Raw genomic sequence first — 20,351 nt, 5'->3', positions numbered from 1 at the left:
GCTGGGCGCCGCGCAGTTCGGCGAGGGCGGCGGCGCGGTGGGTGCCGGCCAGGGTGACGGCGGCGGCCCGGTCGAGATAGCTGTCCGGGTCGGAGGTGAGCAGCAGGGCGAGCGAGGGGTCGATGCCGCCGGAGCGGTACTCCGCGCGGGCGGCGGAGCCCAGTGCGTCGCGCATGCGGTTGATGCGTTCCTGCGTGCGGGCGGCGCGGTCCTGGGCCCGGTTCACCTCGCCGCGCAGCCGGGCCACCTCCTCGCCGGCCCGGTTGTACCGCTCGGTGGCCCGTTCGGCCTCGGTGTGGAGGCGGTCGACGCGGGCGCCCACGGACCGCGGGGTGTCCTGCGGCTCCGCGTGGGCGGCGGCGGTGCCGAGCGTCGCGGCCGCGGTCGCGGCGGCCGCCGTCAGCACGGTGGCCCGTGCACCGCGGCCGCCTCCGGTCTTCCTGGAACGGCGATGGGCTCCCACAGGATGCCGCGCCCCCTTCCGCGTGTACGCAGACGCGCGCGGCCCCTGCCGCCCGGACGGGCGGACCGACGTACGGGAGCCGCACAGCAGCCAGACAGTAACCGCGTGATCACACAGCGGACAAAGACGCGCCGCGCCGCCGGGGTCCACACACAGTGACGCCCCGCCGGTGACCTGTGGTCTCCGGCGGGGCGGGCGTCAGTACGGGGCGCGGGAATTCGCCCGTTCGGGCGCGGTTCAGATGCGCACGGCGCCGTAGATGCTGCCGATGGTGCCCATCGACTCGTAGCGGACGTACGCGCCGGGGTACGGGGCGTGCAGCACCTGGCCGTTGCCGGCGTAGAGGCCGACGTGCTCGTTGTTGTTGAAGAAGACCAGGTCGCCGGGCTTGAGCTGGCTGACCCCGATCCGGGTGCCCTGGTTGATCTGGGTGTACGTCGTCCGGGTGATGTTGGCGCCGGCCTGGGCGTAGGCCCACATCGTCAGGCCCGAGCAGTCGAAGGAGTTGGGGCCGGTGGCGGCCGGGACGTACGGCTTGCCGATGCGGGTGGCGGCGGCGTTGAGGGCGGCGGCGCCGAGGCCGGAGGCGGGGGCCTCGTTGCCGAGTTCGACGCGGGTGTTCGAGGCGCGGCTGGCGCGGGCCTCGTCCTGGCGGATCTTCGCCTGCTCGGCCGCGGTGAGGGTGTTGAGGAGGCGGCGCGCCTCGGCGAGCTTCGCCTGCTGCTTCTTCTTCTTCTCGCCCAGCGTCTTGCGGACGGAGGCGAGGTCGCCCAGCTTGTCCTGGGCCTCCTTGCGCTGCTGCGCGAGGGCCCGCTGCTTCTCCTGGACCTTGGTGAGGGCCTCGGCCTGCTTGGCCGTCAGCTGGTCGAGCGCGGACGCCTGCTCGAGGAAGCTGTCCGGGTCGGCGGAGAGGAAGAGCTGCACGGAGGGGTCGATGCCTCCGGAGCGGTACTGCGCGGCGGCGAGGGAACCGAGGCCGGAGCGGAGCTGGTTGAGCTCCTCCTGGCCGCGGGCCACCTTGTCCTGGATCGCGCCGATCTGCTTCTCGAGCTTCTTCTGCTTCTCCTTGGCCCCGTTGTACTGCTCGGTGGCCGCTCCCGCCTGGTGGTAGAGCTCGTCGACCTTCTCCTTGACCTCGCTCTTGGTCGGCTTGGGGTCGGCGTGGGCGGCCTGGGAGGACAGGGCGACGGCCGCGGCTGCGGTCGCGGTGAGCACGGTCACACGAGTGCGGCTCGGCTGCTTGGGACGACGGTGGGACGCCACGGAGGCGAGCTCCTTCTTCCTCGAGCCGCCTACCGGGCCAGTGGGGGGAGACGCATCCCCGGCTCCGTGCACGTGACGGACTCGGCGGTTCCTTCGCCGCCACCCCGGATGGGTGATCGACCGCGCGAAGGTTCGAGGCCTGACCATAGTGACCATCTTGTGATCAGTTCAAATCCTCACGCGTAAAATCTCGTCACGCGCGGCACTTCTTTGCCCATACCCCACCACGCGTAGCGGTGACTTGACGGTCCGTTCCGTGAAATCGGGTCAAGGCGCTGCAAGAAGCGCTAAACCCGCGAAAGCCGCTTCAGGAGCAAGGCGGACGCGACGGGCCTGGCCCCCGCCTTCGCCACCCCGTCGGCCACCTCGCGGTCGGTGGAGACCACCACCACGGGCCGCCCCGGCGGCTCCGCGCGCGCCAGTTGACGGATCAGCTCGTCCGCCGTGACCCCCGGCTTGCTGAACAGCACCCGCACCCCGCGCGGCGGCGCCAGCAGCACCGGAGCGGCCAGCTCCGCCCCGTCGAACACACAGGTCATCTCGGCCCCCGTGCGCGCCGCCAGCGACGACAGACCGCCGAGCAGCCGCAGCCGCTGCTTCTCCAGCGGCATCTGCGGATAACCCGTCTTGGTGACGTTGTAGCCGTCCACGATGAGATGGGCCTGCGGCAGCGCCAGGAGTTGGTCGAGCAGCGCCGGATCGGTCTCCGAAAGGGCCCTGGCGGCGATGTCCTTGGGCGACATCCGGCCCGGCTCCACCGCGTCCACCCCGTCGGCCGGCCGCATCGTGGAGGGCGGCAGCGCCAGTTCCCGCCGCAGCCCGCCGGCCGCCTCCAGCACCGTGTCCAGCAACAGCCGCAGCCGCATGTCCTCGACCGAACGCCCCTCGCGGGCGGCGCGGCGGCTCGCCTCGACCGACGCCTCCGCCTCCCCCAGCCTCGCCCGCAGCCGCCGGGTCTCGCTCTCGGCGGCTGACACCTGGGCCGCCGCCTCGGCGCGTACGGTGTCGGTCTCGGCGTGGGCGCGCCGCAGCGCCGCCTCGGCGCGCCTGACCTCGTTGACCGCGCTGCGCAGCCTGCGCTGGACGGAGTCCGCCTCCTTGCGGGCGGCGTCCAGTTCGGCGCGGAGCCGTTCGGTCTCGCTCTTCGTCAGGGCCCTGGCCGCGGCCAGTTCCTCACGCAGCCGCTCCAGCTCCCGCCGGGTCTCCTCGCCGGCCCGCTCGGCGTCGGCCCGCTGGACCTCCTCGCCGGCCGCCGCGACGAGCTTCACCCAGCCGTCCGGCCGCAGCAGGTACGCCGCGGCCGCCACGTCCACCGGATCGGCGGCGGCGGGCGGCGCCCCGGCCTCCAGGGCGGACGCCAGCTCGGGCTGGGCCTCCCGGAGGCGGTCGCCGATGCGCCGGCGGAACTGCGCGTCGGCCGCGACGGCCGCCGCCATGGCGTTCCCGGCGAACTTGGCCCGCCGGGACGCCGTGAAACGGGCGTACTGCCTGAGCTGGGCGGGCAGTTCGGTGACCGTCAGACCGCCGAACGCGTCGGAGACCAGCGCGACGACCCGGCGCCGCACCCCTTCGGGCAGCGGGCGGTCGAGCGCCTCCACGGCGTCGCCGGCCCCTTCGGCCGACGCGGCGCCGCTCTCGGGCTGCTCCACCATCCGTCACCCCATGTGTTGTCTCCGCCCGGCCCCGTCAGGAGTCGGCGCCCGGCCTGTCCACGAGCTCGATCTGGTCCACCGCGTTGCACCAGCGACAGCGGACCGACTCGATGGTCTCACTGACCACCTCGCGTTCCTCGACGCTCGACTCACCGGCCAGGTCGAGATGGACGTACTCGACCACCTTGGAGGACCGCGTCACGTCGAACCGCGTGAGGTTTCCGCAGAGCGTGCAGCGCCAGCGGGTCGTGTCGGTCGGCTGGGGAACGGTCGTCATCGGTGCGTCCTCTTTCGTCGAGCCGTGAGCTGCCGGACAAGGGTCTCGCGGTGCGCCGTCGAACTGCGGGTGTCCACCCGTCACCCTACGGCCTCAGGGCTTCTCCCCGGCACGGCGAGGCGGTCTGTCCCGTTCACTCCGTTTGCGTCATGCTCTTTTCATGATCGATCCGCGGGGTGTGGCCGGCCGGCTGCTGCGCGCGGCCTCCACGGGCGGGCCGCCGGTGACGCACGGGCTCATCGCCCTGTGCTGCGCGCTGTTCGCGGTCAGCCCGCTCTCCGGCTTCGTCCCGGTGCGCGGCGGGGCCGACGCGCTGCTCGCCGCCCAGGCGGGCTACTTCGAACGGTGGGGCGTCATCCCGGCCGAGCTGTGGGAGGGTTCGGCGCGCGCCCTGCTCACCCCGCTGACCGCGCTGTTCGTCCACGGCAGCTGGCTGCACCTGCTGGGGAACATGCTGTTCCTGTTCGTGTTCGGCGCGATGGCCGAGGAGCGCATGGGACACCTGGAGTTCGCGCTGTTCTACCTCGGCTGCGGCTATGTCGCGCTGCTCGGCTACGCGGTCGCGCACGCCACGTCCGACCAGACGCTCGTCGGCGCTTCGGGGGCGATCTCGGCGGTGCTCGGGGCGTTCCTCTACCTCTTCCCCCGCGCCAGGGTGACCAGCCTGTTCCCGTTCCTGCTGTTCCTGCCGCTGCGCTTCCCGGCCTGGGTGGTGCTGATCTTCTGGTTCGTGCTCCAGTGGATGGCCGCCGGGGCCGCCGGCAGCGGTCCGGGGGTGGCCTACCTCGCCCATGTCGTCGGCTTCGCCACCGGCTTCCTCTACGCCTGGGCACGCTACGGCCGCGACGCGCGAGGCCCTAGAGTGAAAGCTCCAGCCACGGCCACCGAGGGAGAAACACAGCCGTGATCACCGCGATCGTGCTCATCAAGACCAGCGTGGACCGGATTCCCGAGATCGCCGAGGCCATCGCCGCGCTGGAAAGCGTCAGCGAGGTCTTCTCGGTCACCGGGACCTACGACCTGATCGCCATGGTCCGGGTGGCCAAGCACGACGACCTCGCCGAGGTCATCCCCGGCCGCATCAGCAAGATCCCCGGCGTCGAGGCGACCGACACGCACGTCGCCTTCCGCACCTACTCGCAGCACGACCTGGAGGCCGCGTTCTCCATCGGCCTCGACGCGTAGCGGCGTACGGCGCCCGCCCGTCCCCCGTCAGCCCCGGCCGGCCGCGTCCCGGTCCGGCACGCAACGGCCGTCCTCGGTGCGGTACTTCCAGCGCGCCCCGGAGGTCACCAGTTCCCGGACCGCCCGCAGGAACCGCTCGACGTGCTCGTCCGGCGTCCCGGCGCCGAAGCTGACCCGGATCGCGTTCAGCGACCTTTTCTCCGGCGCGGCCTCGGGCGCGCCGCACTCCCCGGCCTCGCCCGGGTCGCCGCCGAGCAGGGTGCGCACCAGAGGATGGGCGCAGAAGAGGCCGTCGCGCACCCCGATGCCGTACTCGGCGGACAGGGCGGCCGCGAAGTGGGAGCTGTTCCAGCCCGCCACCACGAACGAGATCACGCCGACCCTCGGCGCGTCGTCGCCGAACAGCGAGAGCACCTTCACCTCGGGCACCCCGGCGAGCCCGGTCAGCACCCGCTCGACGAGCTGCTGCTCGCGGGCGACCAGCCGGTCGAAGCCGGCCTCGGTGAGGGCCTTGCAGGCGGAGGCCAGGGCGTGCACCCCGATGACGTTGGGCGAACCGGCCTCGTGGCGGGCTGCCGTGGTGTGCCACTCGACGTCCACCCCGCCGTCCGCACGCCGGGCGACCGTACGGGAGGCGCCGCCGCCGGCCAGGTACGGCTCGGCGTCACGGAGCCAGTCGGCCCGGCCCGCCAGGACGCCCGAGCCGAACGGCGCGTACAGCTTGTGCCCGGAGAAGGCGACCCAGTCCACGTCCAGCGCGGCGATGTCCACGGGGTGGTGCGGGGCGAGCTGGGCGGCGTCCAGGACGATGCGGGCGCCGTGGGCGTGCGCGGCGGCGGCCAGCTCCCGGACGGGCCACAGCTCACCGGTGACGTTGGAGGCGCCGGTCACGCAGACCAGGGCCGGCCCGTACGGGTCGCGGTCGGCGAGGGCCCGCTCCAGCGTGGCGACGGCCTGCGCCGGGGTGCGCGGGGCGTTCAGGTAGGTCACCCGGGCGTCGCGCCAGGGCAGCAGCGAGGCGTGGTGCTCGGTCTCGAAGACGAAGACCTGGCAGCCGGCGGGCAGCGCCCCGGCCAGCAGGTTCAGCGAGTCGGTGGTGGACCGGGTGAACACCACCTGGTCGTCGGGGCGGCATCCCAGGAACTCCGCCACGGTGGCCCGGCCGGCCTCGAAGAGGTCCGTGGACAGCTGCGAGAGGTAGCCGGCGCCGCGGTGGACGCTGCCGTAGTACGGGGCGTACGCGGCCACGTCGTCCCACACCCGCTTCAGCGCCGGGGCGCTCGCCGCGTAGTCCAGCGCGGCGTAACCGATCTCGGCGCCCGTGACGAGGGGCACCAGGACATCCTCGCCCAGAACCGGCAGAGGGGCACAAACGGACTGGTCGGCGGCAGCGGTGAAGACGGACATGGCGAACTCCCGTAAGAGGCAGGCGAATTCCGCGTGCCCGCGGATACGCGGCAGCACGGAGTGAAGATGAGAGGGGTGCGGAGGAGGGCGTGAAGCCCTAACGCATTCGCTTGCTCACAAGAGGCTCCCTGAGGACCAAGGACCCCACGGGTGGACGTCGCACGACGTCGAGGGGTCCGCGCTTGCCGCAGACCTCGCTGCCTGCGGCCCGGTCTTCACCCGGGGCACCCCGCCACGGACGGAGGGTTGCCGGACAGCGGGCCGGGGCCGTAGTCGCTGTCACTCATGACCTGGGCAGCATCTTGCCATACGTACGGAAACGCGCAAGGCGCAGTCCATGATCCGGACTGCGCCCTGCCTCACACCGGTCCGCTCAGGCGTTGCTGGCGACGACCCATCGCTCCAGGGCGCGCTCGGCGGCGCCCGAGTCGATGGACTCGGCGGCCTTCGCCATCCCGGCCCGGATCTGCTCGGTCAGCGTGCCCTCGCCCGGGTTCAGCGCGACCAGCGCCGCCGCCGAGTTGAGCAGCACGGCGTCCCGTACCGGCCCGGTCTCCCCGGCCAGCAGCCGGCGGGCCACATCGGCGTTGTACGAGGCGTCGGCGCCGCGCAGCGCCTCCACCGGGACCAGGTCGACGCCGACGTCGCGCGGGTCGAAGGACTCCTCGCGCACCACGCCGTCCCGCGCCACCCACACCCGCGAGGTCGCCGTGGTGGTCAGCTCGTCCAGCCCGTCGTCGCCCCGGAAGACCAGGGCGGAGTTGCCGCGCTCGGCGAGGACGCCGGCGACGATGGGGGCCATCCGCAGGTCGGCCACCCCGATGGCCTGCGCGCGCACCCGGGCCGGGTTGGTGAGCGGGCCCAGGATGTTGAACGTGGTCGGCGCGCCCAGCTCCGCGCGCGCCTTGGCCGCGTGGCGCAGGGCGGGGTGGAACTTCACCGCGAAGCAGAAGGTGATGCCCGCCTCCTCGGCCACCTCCACGACGCGCTGCGGGCTCAGCTCCAGGTTGACGCCGAGCTTGCCCAGGACGTCGGACGAACCGCTGGCCGACGAGGCGGACCGGCTGCCGTGCTTGACGACCTTGGCGCCGGTCCCCGCGATGACGATCGCGGACATGGTGGAGATGTTGACGGTCTTGGCCATGTCGCCGCCGGTGCCGACGATGTCCACCGTGCGGCCGGGCACCTCGATGGTCGTGGCGTGCTCGTACATCGCGCGGACCAGGCCGGTGACCTCGGTGACCGTCTCGCCCTTGGCCCGCAGGGCCACCGCGAAGCCGGCGATCTGGGCGTCGGTGGCCTCGCCGCTCATGATGCGGTTCATGGCCCAGGCGGTGGCGTCGGCGCTCAGGTCCTCGCCGCGCAGCAGGGGCGTCAGCACGCCGGGCCAGGTGCGGGCCGCCACGCTGTCGCCGCCGTCCGGGGTCACAACGTTCATGGTCCGCTCCTGGGGTCCACAGCCGATAGGAATCGGAGTCCACCCTATCGAGCGACGGGGACGGCAAAGAGCCCCGTCCATGGTCTGGACGGGGCTCTCGCCGTGGCGATCAGAACGGGTGATCAGTGGTGGCCGTGGCCGCTGGTGATCTCCTTGTACTCCTCGGCGGTGGGCTTGGCGATCTGGTTGTTCTCGCCGTACATGCTCCGGCTGAGCCGTGCCCGCAGCTTCTGGAGCGCGGAGACCTTGCGCCGCACACCGTTCTCGTCGACCGTGGGGCCGATCTCGAGCGGCTTGTACTGCTCGTGAGCGGTGAGCTTGTGCAGCATCTCCGGCGACAGCGGCTCGTGGACCTCGACGAACTCACCGTGCGGCAGGCGCTTGATGAGCCCGGACTCGCGGCCGTGCAGCACCTTCTCCTTGTCGCGGCGCTGGAGGCCGAGGCAGATCCGCCGCGTGGCGATGAACGCCACGACCGGACCGACGAAGAAGGCGATGCGGACGAACCAGCTGATCGCGTTCAGCGAGAGGCTGAAGTGCGTCGCCCAGATGTCGTTGCCGCCGCCGACCAGCATGACGAAGTAGACCGTCACCCAGGCGACACCGAGCGCCGTCCGGGTCGGAGCGTTGCGCGGCTTGTCCAGGATGTGGTGCTCGCGCTTGTCACCGGTGATCCAGGACTCGATGAACGGCCAGAGCGCCAGGACACCCAGGACCAGACCGAACAGCACCAGCGGGATGAAGACGCCCAGGACCAGCGTGTGGCCCCACAGGTTGATCTCCCAGCCCGGCATGACGCGGACGAAGCCCTCGGCGAAGCCCATGTACCAGTCCGGCTGGGCGCCCGTGGACACCTGGTCGGGGCGGTACGGGCCGATCGACCAGATCGGGTTGATCGTGGCGACCGCCGCCATGATGGCGATGAAGCCGAAGACCAGGAAGAAGAACCCGCCGGCCTTCGCCATGTACACCGGCAGCAGCGGCATGCCGACGACGTTCTTGTTCGTCCGTCCGGGGCCCGCGAACTGGGTGTGCTTGTGGTAGAAGACCAGGATCAGGTGGCCGACCACGAGCCCGAGCATGATGCCCGGCAGCAGCAGGATGTGGATCGAGTAGAACCTCGAGATGATGTCGTGGCCGGGGAACTCCCCGCCGAACAGGAACATCGAGATGTACGTACCGACGATCGGCGTCGCCAGGATCGCGCCCTGGGTGAAGCGGACACCCGTGCCCGAGAGCAGGTCGTCCGGCAGCGAGTAACCGGTGAAGCCGGTGAACATGCCGAGGACGAACAGCAGGAAGCCGAACAGCCAGTTGATCTCGCGCGGCTTGCGGTACGCACCGGTGAAGAACACCCGGAACATGTGCACGAACATGCCCGCGAGGAACACGATCGCGGCCCAGTGGTGGATCTGCCGGACGAGCAGACCACCGCGGACGTCGAAGCTGATGTCCAGCGTCGAGGCGTAGGCCTCGGACATCCGGATGCCCTGCATGGGCTCGTACGGGCCGTGGTAGACGGTCTCGGCCATGCTCGGCTCGAAGAACAGCGTCAGGTACACACCCGTGAGGATGATGATGATGAAGCTGTAGAGGCAGATCTCCCCGAGCATGAAGGACCAGTGGTCCGGGAAGATCTTCCGCATGTTGGCCTTGGCGAGGGAGTAAATCCCCAGCCGGCCGTCGGCCCAGTCGGCCACCCGCTCACCGGCGGGCGCCTTGCGGTTGCCCGACGCCGGGGCGTCGGGTGTGTTCGTCGCAGTACTCATCCGCGCTCCCAGAATGCAGGACCGACGGGCTCTTCGAAGTCACCGAGCGCTTCGAGGTTGCCCTCGCTGTTCACGCCGATCCGCAGCTGCGGAAGGGCGTGACCGGCCGGACCGAAGATGACGCGGGCGCCGTCGGAGAGGTCGAAGGTGGACTGGTGGCACGGGCAGAGCACGTGGTGCGTCTGCTGCTCGTAGAGGCTGATCGGGCAGCCGACGTGGGTGCAGATCTTCGAGAAGGCCACGATGCCCTCGTGGGCCCACTCGCGCTCGCGCTTGTCCTTGATGTCGTCCGGCTCGATGCGGACGATCATCAGGGCGGCCTTGGCGATCTGCGTCTGGAAGTCGTGCGCGTCCTCCTCCAGGCCCTCGGGCATGGCGAAGGTGAGCGAACCGACCACGACGTCCTCGGGACGCAGCGGCTGCATGGTGTTCATGTTGACGAGCTGCTTGCCCTTGGCCCACAGGGTCTTGCGGAGCTTGTCCTCCGGCAGCGGACCGAGGTCGCGCAGCAGCACCACACCGGAGAGCGGCACCAGGGCCAGCGCGCCGAACATGGTGTTGCGGATCAGCTTGCGCCGGCCGAGCGCGGACTCACGGGCACCGTCGGCGAAGTCGGACAGGACCTTCGCCTTGACCTCGGGCGAGGCCTCGATCGGGTGCCGGTCGTCGGCGACCTCGACGTCGGACATCAGGGTGCGCGCCCAGTGGACGGCACCGGCACCGATCAGGAAGAGCGCCAGCCCCAGGGAAAGACCCAGGGAGAAGTTGAGCGCGCTCACGTGCCCGATCGGGAAGATGTAGACGATCTTGTCGACCGGGAAGATGACGTAGGAGGCGATGAACGCCACCGTCGCCAGCATGGACAACAGGAACATCAGCGCGACGGTGCGCTCGGAGCGCTTCGCGGCCCGCTCGTCGATGTCCTGGATGCGCGGCTGGTGGGCCGGCAGTCCCGGGTCGGCGAACGGGTCGTCGTGCGCCTTGTCCACCACGCCGTGCGCGGTGTGGCCCTGCGCGTCGGGCAGGTTCTCTTCTGGAATCTCTTGGCTACTCATGACTTCTTGGCCTTAGCGGTGTGGGCCGCGACCCAGACGGCGATTGCGATCAGACCACCCAGGCCGAAGATCCAGCCGAACAGGCCCTCGCTGACCGGACCCAGACCACCGAGGCTGAGACCGCCGGGGGATGCCGTGTCGGAGCTGTTGACGGTCTTGACGTAGGCGATGATGTCCCGCTTCTGCTCGGTGGGCATCGTCGAGTCGGGGAAGGACGGCATGTTCTGCGGGCCGGTCAGCATGGCCTCGTAGAGGTGCTTCGGGCTCACGCCCTCCAGGTCCGGCGCGTACTTGCCGTCCGTCAGGGCGCCGCCCCGGCCGGTGAAGTTGTGGCACTGCGCACAGTTGGTGCGGAAGAGCTCGCCACCCTTGGCGATGTCCGCACCCGCCGGGTCGACCTGGCTCTTGTTCGGGACGACCGGACCGGCGCCGAGCGACGCGACGTAGGCCGCGAGCTGGTCGATCTCGGCCTGGCTGTAGATGACCTTCTTCTTCGGCACCTGGGCGCCCGGCTGCTGCGCGGGCATACGGCCGGTGCCGACCTGGAAGTCCACGGCGGCGGAGCCCACGCCGACAAGCTGGGGCCCGTCGGTGGTGCCCTGACCGCCGGTCCCGTGGCAGCTGGCGCAACCGACGGAGTACAGCTTCTTGCCCTCTTCGATGGCGAGGGACTGGGCGGTGTCGTCGGCCTGTGCCTTGCTCGCGGGCGCAAACGCGGCGTACAGCCCCCCGGTGGCCGCCAGCGCGAGGAGTAGTACGACGACCGCCGCCAACGGATGGCGTCGTCGTGCGGAGAGCTTTTTCACGGATTACCCCGGTGTCAGGATCTTCTGCGTCGATGCTGGATGTGGTTCGGGCTCGGGCCCGGTTACTTGATCATGTAGATCGTGGCGAAGAGGCCGATCCACACGACATCGACGAAGTGCCAGTAATAGGACACGACGATGGCAGCGGTCGCCTGTTCATGGGTGAACCTCCTGGCCGCGTAGGTCCTGCCCAGGACGAGCAGGAAGGCGATGAGACCGCCTGTCACATGCAGACCGTGGAAGCCGGTGGTCAGGTAGAACACCGAGCCGTACGGGTCGGAGGACAGCGAGAGGCCGTCCTTCTTCACCAGCTCCGTGTACTCGAAGACCTGGCCTCCGATGAAGATCGAACCCATCACGAAAGTGATCACGAACCAGGCACGGAGCTTCTTCACATCGCCCCGCTCCGCGGCGAAGACGCCGAGCTGGCAGGTGAGTGAGGAGAGAACCAGGATCGTGGTGTTCGTCGCCGAGAACGGGAAGTTCAGGGCGGACGCCATTTCCTTCCAGTGCTCTGGTCCGGTCACCGATCGCAGGGTGAAGTACATCGCGAAGAGGGCCGCGAAGAACATCAGCTCGGAGCTCAACCAGATGATGGTTCCGACGCTGGTGAGGTTCGGTCGATTGACCGACGGGTGCGCGTGCCCGGTATCTACTGTCGTTGCTGTCGCCACGCCGACATTATGTCGGTCGCTTATCCCGCCCTCACTCCGGGGGGTGCCGTTCGGTGTGTCAGGGGTGTGTGTCCTGCCCGAACGGCCCAGGGAAGCCCGGTCCGAACCGGTGCTGACAGGCTGTCGGTCGGAGTACGATCCGCGCATCGGAGGGCGCCCGTACCGCGGGCACCCCGAGTGCCCCGAAGACACGGATGTCACGGAGGAACCATGCAGCCGACCGCCACGGTCCTGGTCTACAGCGACAACGCGCACACCCGTGAGCAGGTGAGGCTGGCGGCAGGACGCAGGCCCGCCGCGGACGTGCCGCAGGTGCAGTTCCTGGAGTGCGCGACCCTGCCGGCCGTCCTGGAGGCCCTGGACCGCGGGGGCGTGGACGTCTGCGTGCTGGACGGCGAGACCGCCCCGGCGGGCGGGATGGGCGTCTGCCGGCAGATCAAGGACGAGATCTTCCGCTGCCCGCCGGTCCTGGTCCTCATCGGGCGCCCGCAGGACGCCTGGCTGGCCACCTGGAGCCGCGCGGACGCCGCTGTGACGCTGCCGGTGGAGCCGGTCGAGCTCGCCGACTCCCTGGCCTCCCTGCTGCGTTCCCGGCTCTCCGTGGGGGCCTGAGCCCCTCCTGCGTACGGTGCGGCGCACCCCCGGTCGTCAGACGCGGGGGCGCAGCCGCGCCGCCGCCACCTTGTCGACCTTCGGCGCCGTGGTGTCGTTGTGCAGGGCGCTGCCCTGCTGCCACTTGGCCCAGGACAGGTTCCAGTCGCCGTAGCCGTTGTCGAAGGGCGTCATGGTCTCGCCGTCGCTGCCGACGACGCTGACGATGTCGCCCCGGCGCACGGTGTTGTAGAACCACTCGGCCTCGCCGGTGCTCATGCCCGTGCAGCCGTGGCTGACGTTGGCGTATCCCTGCGATCCGGTGGACCAGGGGGCCGCGTGCACGTACTCGCCGCTCCAGGTCACCCGTGTGGCGTAGTAGACGTCGAGGTCGTACGACTCCGGTGAGCCGGCCGCGATGCCGATGGACTCCCCGCTCATACGTACGAGGTACTCCTTCTCCAGTACAACCTTGACGCCGTTGCGCGTGTCGAAGCCCGGTTTGCCCGTGGTGACTGGAATGGTGTTGATCACTTCCCCGTTGCGGAGCACCGTCATGACGTGCTCGGCGGCGTCGGTGACGGCTTCGATGCGGTCGCCGGTGGTGATCTTCAGCGGCTTCGCGGGCGCCCCGTAGAGCGCGTTGGTCACCTTGATGCCGGTGAGGTCGCTGCTGACCTCGATGCTGGCCTTGGTCGGCCAGTACTCCTTGGGCCGGTAGTGCAGCGTCTTGTCGTCGACCCAGTACCAGGACCCGGTGACCGCGGGCGTGGAGCGCACCTTGAGGCCCCGCTCGACGGTGGCACGGGAGGCGTTGTCGGTGACCGGGGCGCTGAGCGTGGCCGTCAGCGGCTGCCCGACGCCGTAGGTGCCCGCCTCGGGGCCGAAGGCGACCTTCAGGAACTTGGTGGCGCGCGCCGTGTCGAACGACATGGTGCGGGTGCCGGGGGCCCCGTCGTCGTCCTCCATACGGACTTTGACGGTGTAACGGGTGCCTGCGGCCAGCGGGGCCGTCGAGTGCCAGCGGAGTCCCTCGGCGTCGAGTTCGCCCGCCAGATGGCGTCCTGCGGCGTCCACGGCCGTGACGTCGGTGATCCGTCCGTCGTCGGCGTCGACCCGGATCTCCAGCGGTTTGTCGGGGTCGACCTTCTTGCCGCCGTCCGGCGTGTTGAACGTGATCTCGTCGGCCGCGTCGAAGGGCTGCGCCGAGAGGGGGTGACCATCGGAATCCCCGCAGGCTGCCGCCCCGGCGACCAGAGTCGCGGCCAGCAGAGTGCAGCTCACTACGGGACGGATGCGCGGCGTGTGGTTCATGAACTCACGCTAAGAACATTCGTCCGTTTCAGCGCGCGGGGCGACTGCAAACGGGGGGCCGGCACTTCGCGGTGGAAGTGTCGGCCCCCCGTCAGGTGGAGCGGTGTGCTAGCGGCGCTGCGGCCTCACTGGGTGCGGTTCTCACCGTGGTAGTACTCGAAGACCCAGCCGAAGAGGCCGATCAGGATGACCGGCATCGAGAAGTACATCAGCCACCAGCCGAAGGCGACGCTCATGAAGGCGAACGCGCCGCCGATCGCCAGCGCGAGCGGCTGCCAGCTGTGCGGGGAGAAGAACCCCACCTCGCCGGCCTCGTCCGCCACGTCGGCTTCCTTGTTGTCCTGCGCCATGGCGTCGACCCGCCGGGCCGTGAAGGCCAGGTAGAAGCCGACCATGATGCTCAGGCCGAACGCGAGGAACAGGGCGGTGGTACCGACCGGCTCCTTCGACCAGACCCCGTACGTGATGGCCATGACCAGCATGAACACCGAGAGGCCGAGGAACATCTTGCCCTGGATCTTCACTTGCCCGCCTCCTTGCCGCCGGCGAGGGCCTTGTCGGCCTCGTCGGCGTGGTCGAGCTGCTCCAGCGCGGTGATCTCCGGGTGGTGCAGGTCGAACGCCGGGGATTCCGAGCGGATACGGGGCAGCGTGAGGAAGTTGTGCCGCGGCGGCGGGCAGGAGGTCGCCCACTCGAGCGAACGGCCGTAGCCCCACGGGTCGTCGACCTCGATCTTCTTGCCGTACTTCGCGGTCTTCCAGACGTTGTAGAAGAACGGCAGGATCGACAGGCCGAGCAGGAACGACGAGATCGTCGAGATGGTGTTCAGGGCGGTGAAGCCGTCCGCGGCGAGGTAGTCCGCGTAACGCCGCGGCATGCCCTCCGCGCCCAGCCAGTGCTGCACCAGGAACGTGCCGTGGAAGCCCACGAACAGCGTCCAGAAGGTGATCTTCCCGAGCCGCTCGTCCAGCATCTTGCCGGTGAACTTCGGCCACCAGAAGTGGAAGCCGGAGAACATCGCGAACACCACGGTGCCGAAGACGACGTAGTGGAAGTGCGCCACCACGAAGTACGAGTCGGAGACGTGGAAGTCCATCGGCGGCGAGGCCAGGATGACGCCGGTCAGACCACCGAAGGTGAAGGTGATCAGGAAGCCGATCGCCCAGAGCATCGGTGTCTCGAAGGACAACGAGCCCTTCCACATCGTGCCGATCCAGTTGAAGAACTTCACCCCGGTGGGTACCGCGATGAGGAACGTCATGAAGGAGAAGAACGGCAGGAGTACACCGCCGGTGACGTACATGTGGTGGGCCCACACGGTCACCGAGAGGCCGGCGATGGAAATCGTCGCGGCCACCAGACCGATGTAACCGAACATCGGCTTGCGGCTGAATACCGGAATCACTTCGGAAATGATTCCGAAGAATGGCAACGCGATGATGTACACCTCTGGATGGCCGAAGAACCAGAAGAGGTGTTGCCAGAGCAACGCGCCGCCGTTGGACGCGTCGAAGATATGGGCACCGAACTTGCGGTCCGCCTCCAGGGCGAACAGCGCGGCCGCCAGGACCGGGAAGGCCAGCAGGACCAGCACACCGGTCAGCAGGACGTTCCAGGTGAAGATCGGCATGCGGAACATCGTCATGCCGGGCGCGCGCATGCAGATGATCGTGGTGATGAAGTTGACCGAGCCGAGGATCGTGCCGAAGCCGGAGAAGGCCAGACCCATGATCCACATGTCGGCGCCGACACCCGGCGAACGGACGGCGTCCGAGAGCGGGGAGTAGGCGAACCACCCGAAGTCGGCCGCACCCTGGGGGGTGAGGAAGCCGGCCACCGCGATGATCGAGCCGAAGAGGTACAGCCAGTACGCGAACATGTTCAGCCGCGGGAACGCCACGTCGGGCGCGCCGATCTGCAGCGGCATGATCCAGTTCGCGAACCCGGCGAACAGCGGCGTCGCGAACATCAGCAGCATGATCGTGCCGTGCATCGTGAACGCCTGGTTGAACTGCTCGTTCGACATGATCTGCGTGCCCGGACGGGCCAGCTCGGCGCGCATGAAGAGCGCCATCAGACCGCCGATGCAGAAGAACGCGAACGAGGTGACCAGGTACATCGTGCCGATCGTCTTGTGGTCAGTGGTGGTCAGCCACTTGATGACGACGTTTCCCGGCTGCTTGCGCCGGACCGGCAGTTCGTCCTCGTACGAGTCGTCTGCTGGCGCGGCACCCTGAGGTTCGTTGAGGATGCTCACAGTTTGTTCGTCTCCGCATTCCTGGCCGGGTCAGTCTGCTCGATGCCGGCCGGCACGTAGCCCGTCTGACCCTTCTCCGCCAGCTCCTTGAGGTGCGCCTGGTAGCGCTCCGGGGAGACGACCTTGACGTTGAAGAGCATCCGGGAGTGGTCGACGCCGCAGAGCTCGGCGCACTTGCCCAGGAAGGTGCCCTCCTGGGTGGCGGTCACCTCGAAGGCGTTGGTGTGGCCCGGAATGACGTCCTGCTTCATGAGGAACGGCACCACCCAGAAGGAGTGGATGACGTCACGCGAAGTCAGGATGAAACGGACCTTCTCCCCCTTGGGCAGCCACAGGGTCGGGCCGGGGTTGCCCGTCTGGGGGTTCCGGTCTCCCGGGATACCGGCGTCGTACACGCCGTCGGCACCCTTGGGGAAGGCCTTCTGGAACCTGTCCGGAATGGCGTCGAGCTCCTTGGGGATCTCGTTGCCCGTGGTGGCGGAGCCGTCCACGTCCTCGATGTAGTTGAAGGCCCAGCTCCACTGGTAGCCGACCACGTTGATGGTGTGGGCCGGCTTGTCGGAGAGCGAGAGGAGCTTCGTCTCGTCCCGTGCGGTGAAGTAGAACAACACCGAGACGATGATCAGGGGGACCACGGTGTACAGCGCCTCGATGGGCATGTTGTACCGGGTCTGCGGAGGTACCTCCACCTTGGTGCGGCTGCGCCGGTGGAAGATGACGCTCCACAGGATCAGACCCCAGACCAGCACGCCCGTGGCGAGCGCTGCCGCCCACGAGCCCTGCCAGAGGGAAAGAATCCGTGGGGCCTCTTCCGTTACCGGCGTAGGCATACCAAGGCGGGGGAAGTCCTTGTACGTGCAACCGGTGGCGGTCGCCAGGATCAGGCCCGCAGTCAGCACCTGCGGCAGCTTCCGCCGCATCGGGCGCCGCGACGAGCGGTCGGAGCCGTTGGGACTCACGTAGCGCCTTCCCGAGAGTCTCGCCCGCACGGTCGGCGCGGCCGTGTCGCTGGTCGGTCGCCGGCCCTGTACGGGCAGGGGTTTGGATGTTTATGCGGACCAAACCCTACTGGACGCCATTTGGGGTCGCGCGGGGAGGGTGCCCAACGCGCCGCCCGACTCCCCGAAGGGGTGGAATTCGCGCCTCCGACCGCCATCTGACGCCTTCTCTCCCGCCTCCGCCCCCGCCCCCGGCCGCGCTCGGCCGGGGGCGGGCTAGCGTGGCCGGATGCCCTACTTCGACATGGCGTCCGCCGCTCCCCTGCATCCCGTCGCCCGCCAGGCCCTGCTTGCCGCGCTGGACGAGGGCTGGGCCGATCCGGCCCGGCTGTACCGCGAGGGGCGGCGGGCCCGGCTGCTGCTGGACGCCGCACGGGAGGCGGCGGCGGAGGGGGTGGGCTGCCGCCCCGACGAGCTGACGTTCACTCCTTCGGGCACCCGCGCGGTGCACGCCGGAATTTCCGGGGCGCTCGCGGGACGTCGGCGTGTCGGCCGCCATCTGGTGGTGTCGGCGGTCGAACACTCGTCGGTGCTGCACTCCGCGGCGGACCACGAGGAGCGGGGCGGCACGGTCGGCCGGGTACCGGTGGAGCGGAACGGCGCGGTGGACCCGGAGACGTACGGGCAGGCGCTGCGCGAGGACACGGCGCTGGCCTGTCTGCAGTCGGCCAGCCACGAGGTCGGCACCGAGCAGCCGGTGGCCGAGGTGGCCGCGCTCTGCCGCTCGGCGGGGGTGCCGCTGCTGGTGGACGCGGCCCAGTCGCTGGCCTGGGGGCCGGTGCCGGAGGGCTGGTCGCTGCTGGCGGGCAGCGCGCACAAGTGGGGCGGTCCTGCCGGGGTCGGGCTGCTCGCGGTGCGCAAGGGTGTCCGGTTCGCGCCCCAGGGGCCGTCCGACGAGCGGGAGTCGGGGCGGGCGCCGGGCTTCGAGAACCTGCCGGCGATCGTCGCGGCGGCCGCTTCCCTGCGGGCGGTGCGGGCGGAGGCGGCGGCCGAGTCGGTGCGGCTGCGGGCGCTGGTGGACCGGTTGCGGACGCGGGTGCCCGAACTGGTGCCCGATGTGGAGGTGGTCGGCGACCCGGTGCGGCGGCTGCCGCATCTGCTCACCTTCTCCTGTCTCTATGTCGACGGGGAGACGCTGCTCCACGAGCTGGACCGGGCCGGGTTCTCCGTCTCGTCCGGTTCGTCCTGCACCAGCAGCACGCTGACGCCGAGCCATGTGCTCAAGGCGATGGGGGTGCTGTCGGAGGGCAACGTGCGGATCTCGCTGCCGACGGGCACCACGGAGGAGGACGTCGACCGCTTCCTGGACGTGCTGCCGGGCCTGGTCGCCGGGGTGCGCGAGAGGCTGGCGGCGCCCGCGGCGGCCCCCTCCCCCGCCCCGGCCCCCGGGCCGGCCGGTTCGCTGGTGCTCGACACACGCGGCAAGCGGTGCCCCGTCCCGGTGATCGAACTCGCAAAGGTGATCGGAGGGGTGCCCGTGGGCGGCACGGTGACCGTGCTCTCCGACGACGAGGCGGCCCGGCTCGACATCCCCGCCTGGTGCGCGATGCGGGAGCAGGAGTACGTGGGCGAGGAGCCGGCGGACCGGGGCGCGGCCCATGTGGTCCGCCGGCTCTCCTGAGGGGCGCCGCGGGCCCGGTGCGCCGGGCCGGGGCGTCAGGCCAGGTGCGTACGGACCTCGGCGGCGGCCTCGTAGCCGTACGCCTTGGTGAAGCGGTCCATGAAGTGGTCGCGGTGCAGGGTGTACTCCTGGGTGCCGACCGTCTCGATGACGAGCGTGGCGAGCATGCAGCCGACCTGGGCGGCCCGCTCCAGGCCGACGCCCCAGGCGAGGCCGGAGAGGAAACCGGCCCGGAAGGCGTCGCCGACGCCGGTGGGGTCGGCCTTGACCTTCTCCTCGGGGCAGCCGACCTCGATGGGCTCCTCGCCGACCCGCTCGATGCGCACGCCCCGCGCGCCGAGCGTGGTCACCCGGTGGCCGACCTTGCCCAGGATCTCCTCGTCGGTCCAGCCGGTCTTGGACTCGATGAGCCCCTTCTCGTACTCGTTGGAGAAGAGGTACGTGGCGCCTTCGAGGAGGATGCGGATCTCGTCGCCCTCCATGCGGGCGATCTGCTGCGAGAAGTCGGCGGCGAACGGGATGCCGCGGGTGCGGCACTCCTCGGTGTGCCGGAGCATCCCCTCGGGGTCGTCGGCGCCGATGGAGACGAGGTCGAGGCCGCCCACCCGGTCGGCGACGGCCTTCAGCTCGATGAGCCGGGCCTCGCTCATGGCGCCGGTGTAGAAGGAGCCGATCTGGTTGTGGTCGGCGTCGGTGGTGCAGACGAAGCGGGCGGTGTGCAGGACCTCGGAGATCCGCACCGAGCCGGTGTCCACGCCGTGCCGGTCGAGCCAGGCGCGGTACTCCTCGAAGTCGGAGCCGGCCGCGCCGACCAGGATCGGCCGGGTGCCGAGCAGGCCCATGCCGAAGGCGATGTTGGCGGCGACCCCTCCCCGGCGTACGTCCAGATTGTCGACCAGGAAGGAGAGGGAGACCGTGTGCAGCTGGTCCGCGACCAGCTGGTCGGCGAAGCGGCCGGGGAAGGTCATGAGGTGGTCGGTGGCGATGGAGCCGGTGACTGCGATACGCACGGAGACTGCTCCTGCGGGGGTCGGGGGGAACGGGTGTCCGCGTCCCTCGGGTGGAGTGACACCTCACGCTACCCGCTCGTCCGTGGCCGCGAAGCGGAAAAACTACCCGATAGTAGGGCTTTCTTCCCAGGCATCGAGGTGCTTACGGTGCCGTCATGTCGAACCACATCGCCCCGCGCGAGTCCGAGACGGGTCTGGCCGAGCTGCGCGGAGACTGCGCACGGATGGCTCCGCACTGGGCTGCCCCCGTCAGGACCACTCCTACCCGCGTCGCGCCCGCTCTGATCAACGGGGTGACCGTGCCGCCCGCCTCCGCCCGGATGATCGACGCGACGGCCGAGTACGGGAACTGAGGGAACCGCGCGCCCCGCTGCTCCGTCCCAGCCGTGTCCGCCCCCGCCGGCGGACCGTGTGCCGGCCCGGCACACGACGGCGATGCAGGCGAAGGAGCGATCCGGTGAGCACCGAGCGACCCGACAACGACGTGACCACCACCCGGCGGCGTTCCCCGCTGGTCGCGGCCTCGGTGGCGGGCGCCGTCCTGCTGGCCGGCGGCGGCGGCGCGTACTGG

General features: G+C 70.1%; 20 protein-coding genes and 1 riboswitch. Of the genes, 5 read left to right on the top strand and 15 right to left on the bottom strand.

What is annotated here, in order from left to right; translation table 11 throughout:
- The 4 genes from MHW47_RS16965 to MHW47_RS16950 form a co-directional block, all read right to left on the bottom strand.
- Positions 1-463: coiled-coil domain-containing protein (locus MHW47_RS16965; RefSeq protein WP_374230102.1), on the bottom strand; the 463-nt coding region annotated here is incomplete at its 3' end.
- Positions 464-700: 237 nt separating this feature from the next.
- Positions 701-1,726 (bottom strand): C40 family peptidase, encoded by a 1,026-nt coding sequence (locus MHW47_RS16960; RefSeq protein WP_239224153.1) that lies wholly within the window; start codon positions 1,724-1,726, stop codon positions 701-703.
- A gap of 287 nt (positions 1,727-2,013) precedes the next feature.
- Entirely contained in the window at positions 2,014-3,375 is a 1,362-nt protein-coding gene (locus MHW47_RS16955; RefSeq protein WP_239224159.1) for an NYN domain-containing protein, read from the bottom strand.
- A 37-nt stretch (positions 3,376-3,412) separates the two neighbouring features.
- Positions 3,413-3,655, bottom strand: a complete 243-nt coding sequence (locus tag MHW47_RS16950) for a hypothetical protein (protein ID WP_018104398.1) — start codon at positions 3,653-3,655, stop codon at positions 3,413-3,415.
- Between the two features lie 160 nt (positions 3,656-3,815).
- On the opposite strand from MHW47_RS16950, the gene MHW47_RS16945 reads away from it, so the two are divergent.
- Both MHW47_RS16945 and MHW47_RS16940 read left to right on the top strand, forming a co-directional pair.
- Complete coding sequence (locus MHW47_RS16945) at positions 3,816-4,562, top strand: rhomboid family intramembrane serine protease (protein ID WP_239224151.1); 747 nt, start codon at positions 3,816-3,818, stop codon at positions 4,560-4,562.
- Positions 4,559-4,840, top strand: coding sequence for an Lrp/AsnC family transcriptional regulator (locus MHW47_RS16940; protein WP_239224149.1), 282 nt, complete (start codon positions 4,559-4,561; stop codon positions 4,838-4,840). Before MHW47_RS16945 ends, MHW47_RS16940 begins: the two co-directional genes overlap by 4 nt.
- A gap of 27 nt (positions 4,841-4,867) precedes the next feature.
- Here the strand turns inward: MHW47_RS16940 and MHW47_RS16935 are convergent, their stop codons facing one another.
- From MHW47_RS16935 to MHW47_RS16910, 6 genes are all read right to left on the bottom strand, one after another.
- Positions 4,868-6,247 carry an aminotransferase class V-fold PLP-dependent enzyme gene (locus MHW47_RS16935; protein WP_239224157.1) on the bottom strand — a complete coding sequence of 460 codons (1,380 nt, stop codon included), beginning with the start codon at positions 6,245-6,247 and terminating at the stop codon, positions 4,868-4,870.
- A 173-nt stretch (positions 6,248-6,420) separates the two neighbouring features.
- Positions 6,421-6,538: riboswitch (SAM riboswitch) on the bottom strand.
- 82 nt (positions 6,539-6,620) lie between these two features.
- The gene (gene trpD, locus MHW47_RS16930; protein ID WP_239224147.1) at positions 6,621-7,685 is read right to left on the bottom strand and encodes an anthranilate phosphoribosyltransferase; all 1,065 of its coding nucleotides are present in this window, start codon (positions 7,683-7,685) and stop codon (positions 6,621-6,623) included.
- 122 nt (positions 7,686-7,807) lie between these two features.
- A complete protein-coding gene (locus MHW47_RS16925) occupies positions 7,808-9,454 on the bottom strand; it encodes a cytochrome bc complex cytochrome b subunit (RefSeq protein WP_239224145.1) in 1,647 nt (548 codons plus the stop codon).
- Entirely contained in the window at positions 9,451-10,509 is a 1,059-nt protein-coding gene (locus tag MHW47_RS16920; protein WP_239224143.1) for a ubiquinol-cytochrome c reductase iron-sulfur subunit, read from the bottom strand. The genes MHW47_RS16925 and MHW47_RS16920 overlap by 4 nt, the downstream gene beginning before the upstream one ends.
- A complete protein-coding gene (locus tag MHW47_RS16915; RefSeq protein WP_239224141.1) occupies positions 10,506-11,315 on the bottom strand; it encodes a c-type cytochrome in 810 nt (269 codons plus the stop codon). The genes MHW47_RS16920 and MHW47_RS16915 overlap by 4 nt, the downstream gene beginning before the upstream one ends.
- A 62-nt stretch (positions 11,316-11,377) precedes the next feature.
- On the bottom strand, positions 11,378-11,989 hold the full coding sequence (locus tag MHW47_RS16910; protein ID WP_308381610.1) for a heme-copper oxidase subunit III: 612 nt from the start codon (positions 11,987-11,989) through the stop codon (positions 11,378-11,380).
- A gap of 210 nt (positions 11,990-12,199) precedes the next feature.
- On the opposite strand from MHW47_RS16910, the gene MHW47_RS16905 reads away from it, so the two are divergent.
- The gene (locus MHW47_RS16905; RefSeq protein ID WP_239224140.1) at positions 12,200-12,601 is read left to right on the top strand and encodes a hypothetical protein; all 402 of its coding nucleotides are present in this window, start codon (positions 12,200-12,202) and stop codon (positions 12,599-12,601) included.
- 36 nt (positions 12,602-12,637) lie between these two features.
- On the opposite strand, the gene MHW47_RS16900 is transcribed toward MHW47_RS16905, so the two are convergent.
- The 4 genes from MHW47_RS16900 to coxB form a co-directional block, all read right to left on the bottom strand.
- Positions 12,638-13,894, bottom strand: a complete 1,257-nt coding sequence (locus MHW47_RS16900; protein WP_239224138.1) for an Ig-like domain-containing protein — start codon at positions 13,892-13,894, stop codon at positions 12,638-12,640.
- 125 nt (positions 13,895-14,019) lie between these two features.
- A complete protein-coding gene (locus MHW47_RS16895) occupies positions 14,020-14,418 on the bottom strand; it encodes a cytochrome c oxidase subunit 4 (protein WP_239224136.1) in 399 nt (132 codons plus the stop codon).
- Positions 14,415-16,151, bottom strand: a complete 1,737-nt coding sequence (gene ctaD, locus MHW47_RS16890; protein WP_239224134.1) for a cytochrome c oxidase subunit I — start codon at positions 16,149-16,151, stop codon at positions 14,415-14,417. The genes MHW47_RS16895 and ctaD overlap by 4 nt, the downstream gene beginning before the upstream one ends.
- Positions 16,148-17,110: a cytochrome c oxidase subunit II gene (coxB, locus tag MHW47_RS16885; RefSeq protein WP_111332509.1), complete on the bottom strand. Its 963-nt coding sequence runs from the start codon at positions 17,108-17,110 to the stop codon at positions 16,148-16,150. The genes ctaD and coxB overlap by 4 nt, the downstream gene beginning before the upstream one ends.
- Before the next feature lie 268 nt (positions 17,111-17,378).
- Here coxB and MHW47_RS16880 point away from each other — a divergent pair, with 268 nt between their 5' ends.
- Positions 17,379-18,770 carry a cysteine desulfurase/sulfurtransferase TusA family protein gene (locus MHW47_RS16880; protein ID WP_239224132.1) on the top strand — a complete coding sequence of 464 codons (1,392 nt, stop codon included), beginning with the start codon at positions 17,379-17,381 and terminating at the stop codon, positions 18,768-18,770.
- Between the two features lie 35 nt (positions 18,771-18,805).
- Here the strand turns inward: MHW47_RS16880 and MHW47_RS16875 are convergent, their stop codons facing one another.
- Positions 18,806-19,780 carry a carbohydrate kinase family protein gene (locus MHW47_RS16875; protein WP_239224130.1) on the bottom strand — a complete coding sequence of 325 codons (975 nt, stop codon included), beginning with the start codon at positions 19,778-19,780 and terminating at the stop codon, positions 18,806-18,808.
- Positions 19,781-19,935: 155 nt separating this feature from the next.
- Here MHW47_RS16875 and MHW47_RS16870 point away from each other — a divergent pair, with 155 nt between their 5' ends.
- Positions 19,936-20,133 (top strand): hypothetical protein, encoded by a 198-nt coding sequence (locus MHW47_RS16870; protein WP_239224129.1) that lies wholly within the window; start codon positions 19,936-19,938, stop codon positions 20,131-20,133.
- Positions 20,134-20,351 lie beyond the last annotated feature (218 nt).

It is taken from the genome of Streptomyces sp. OfavH-34-F (genome assembly GCF_022347745.1).
GTDB lineage: Bacteria > Actinomycetota > Actinomycetes > Streptomycetales > Streptomycetaceae > Streptomyces.
The sequence above is the reverse complement of the archived record's forward strand: the minus strand, read 5'-3'. Positions and strand labels throughout refer to the sequence as shown.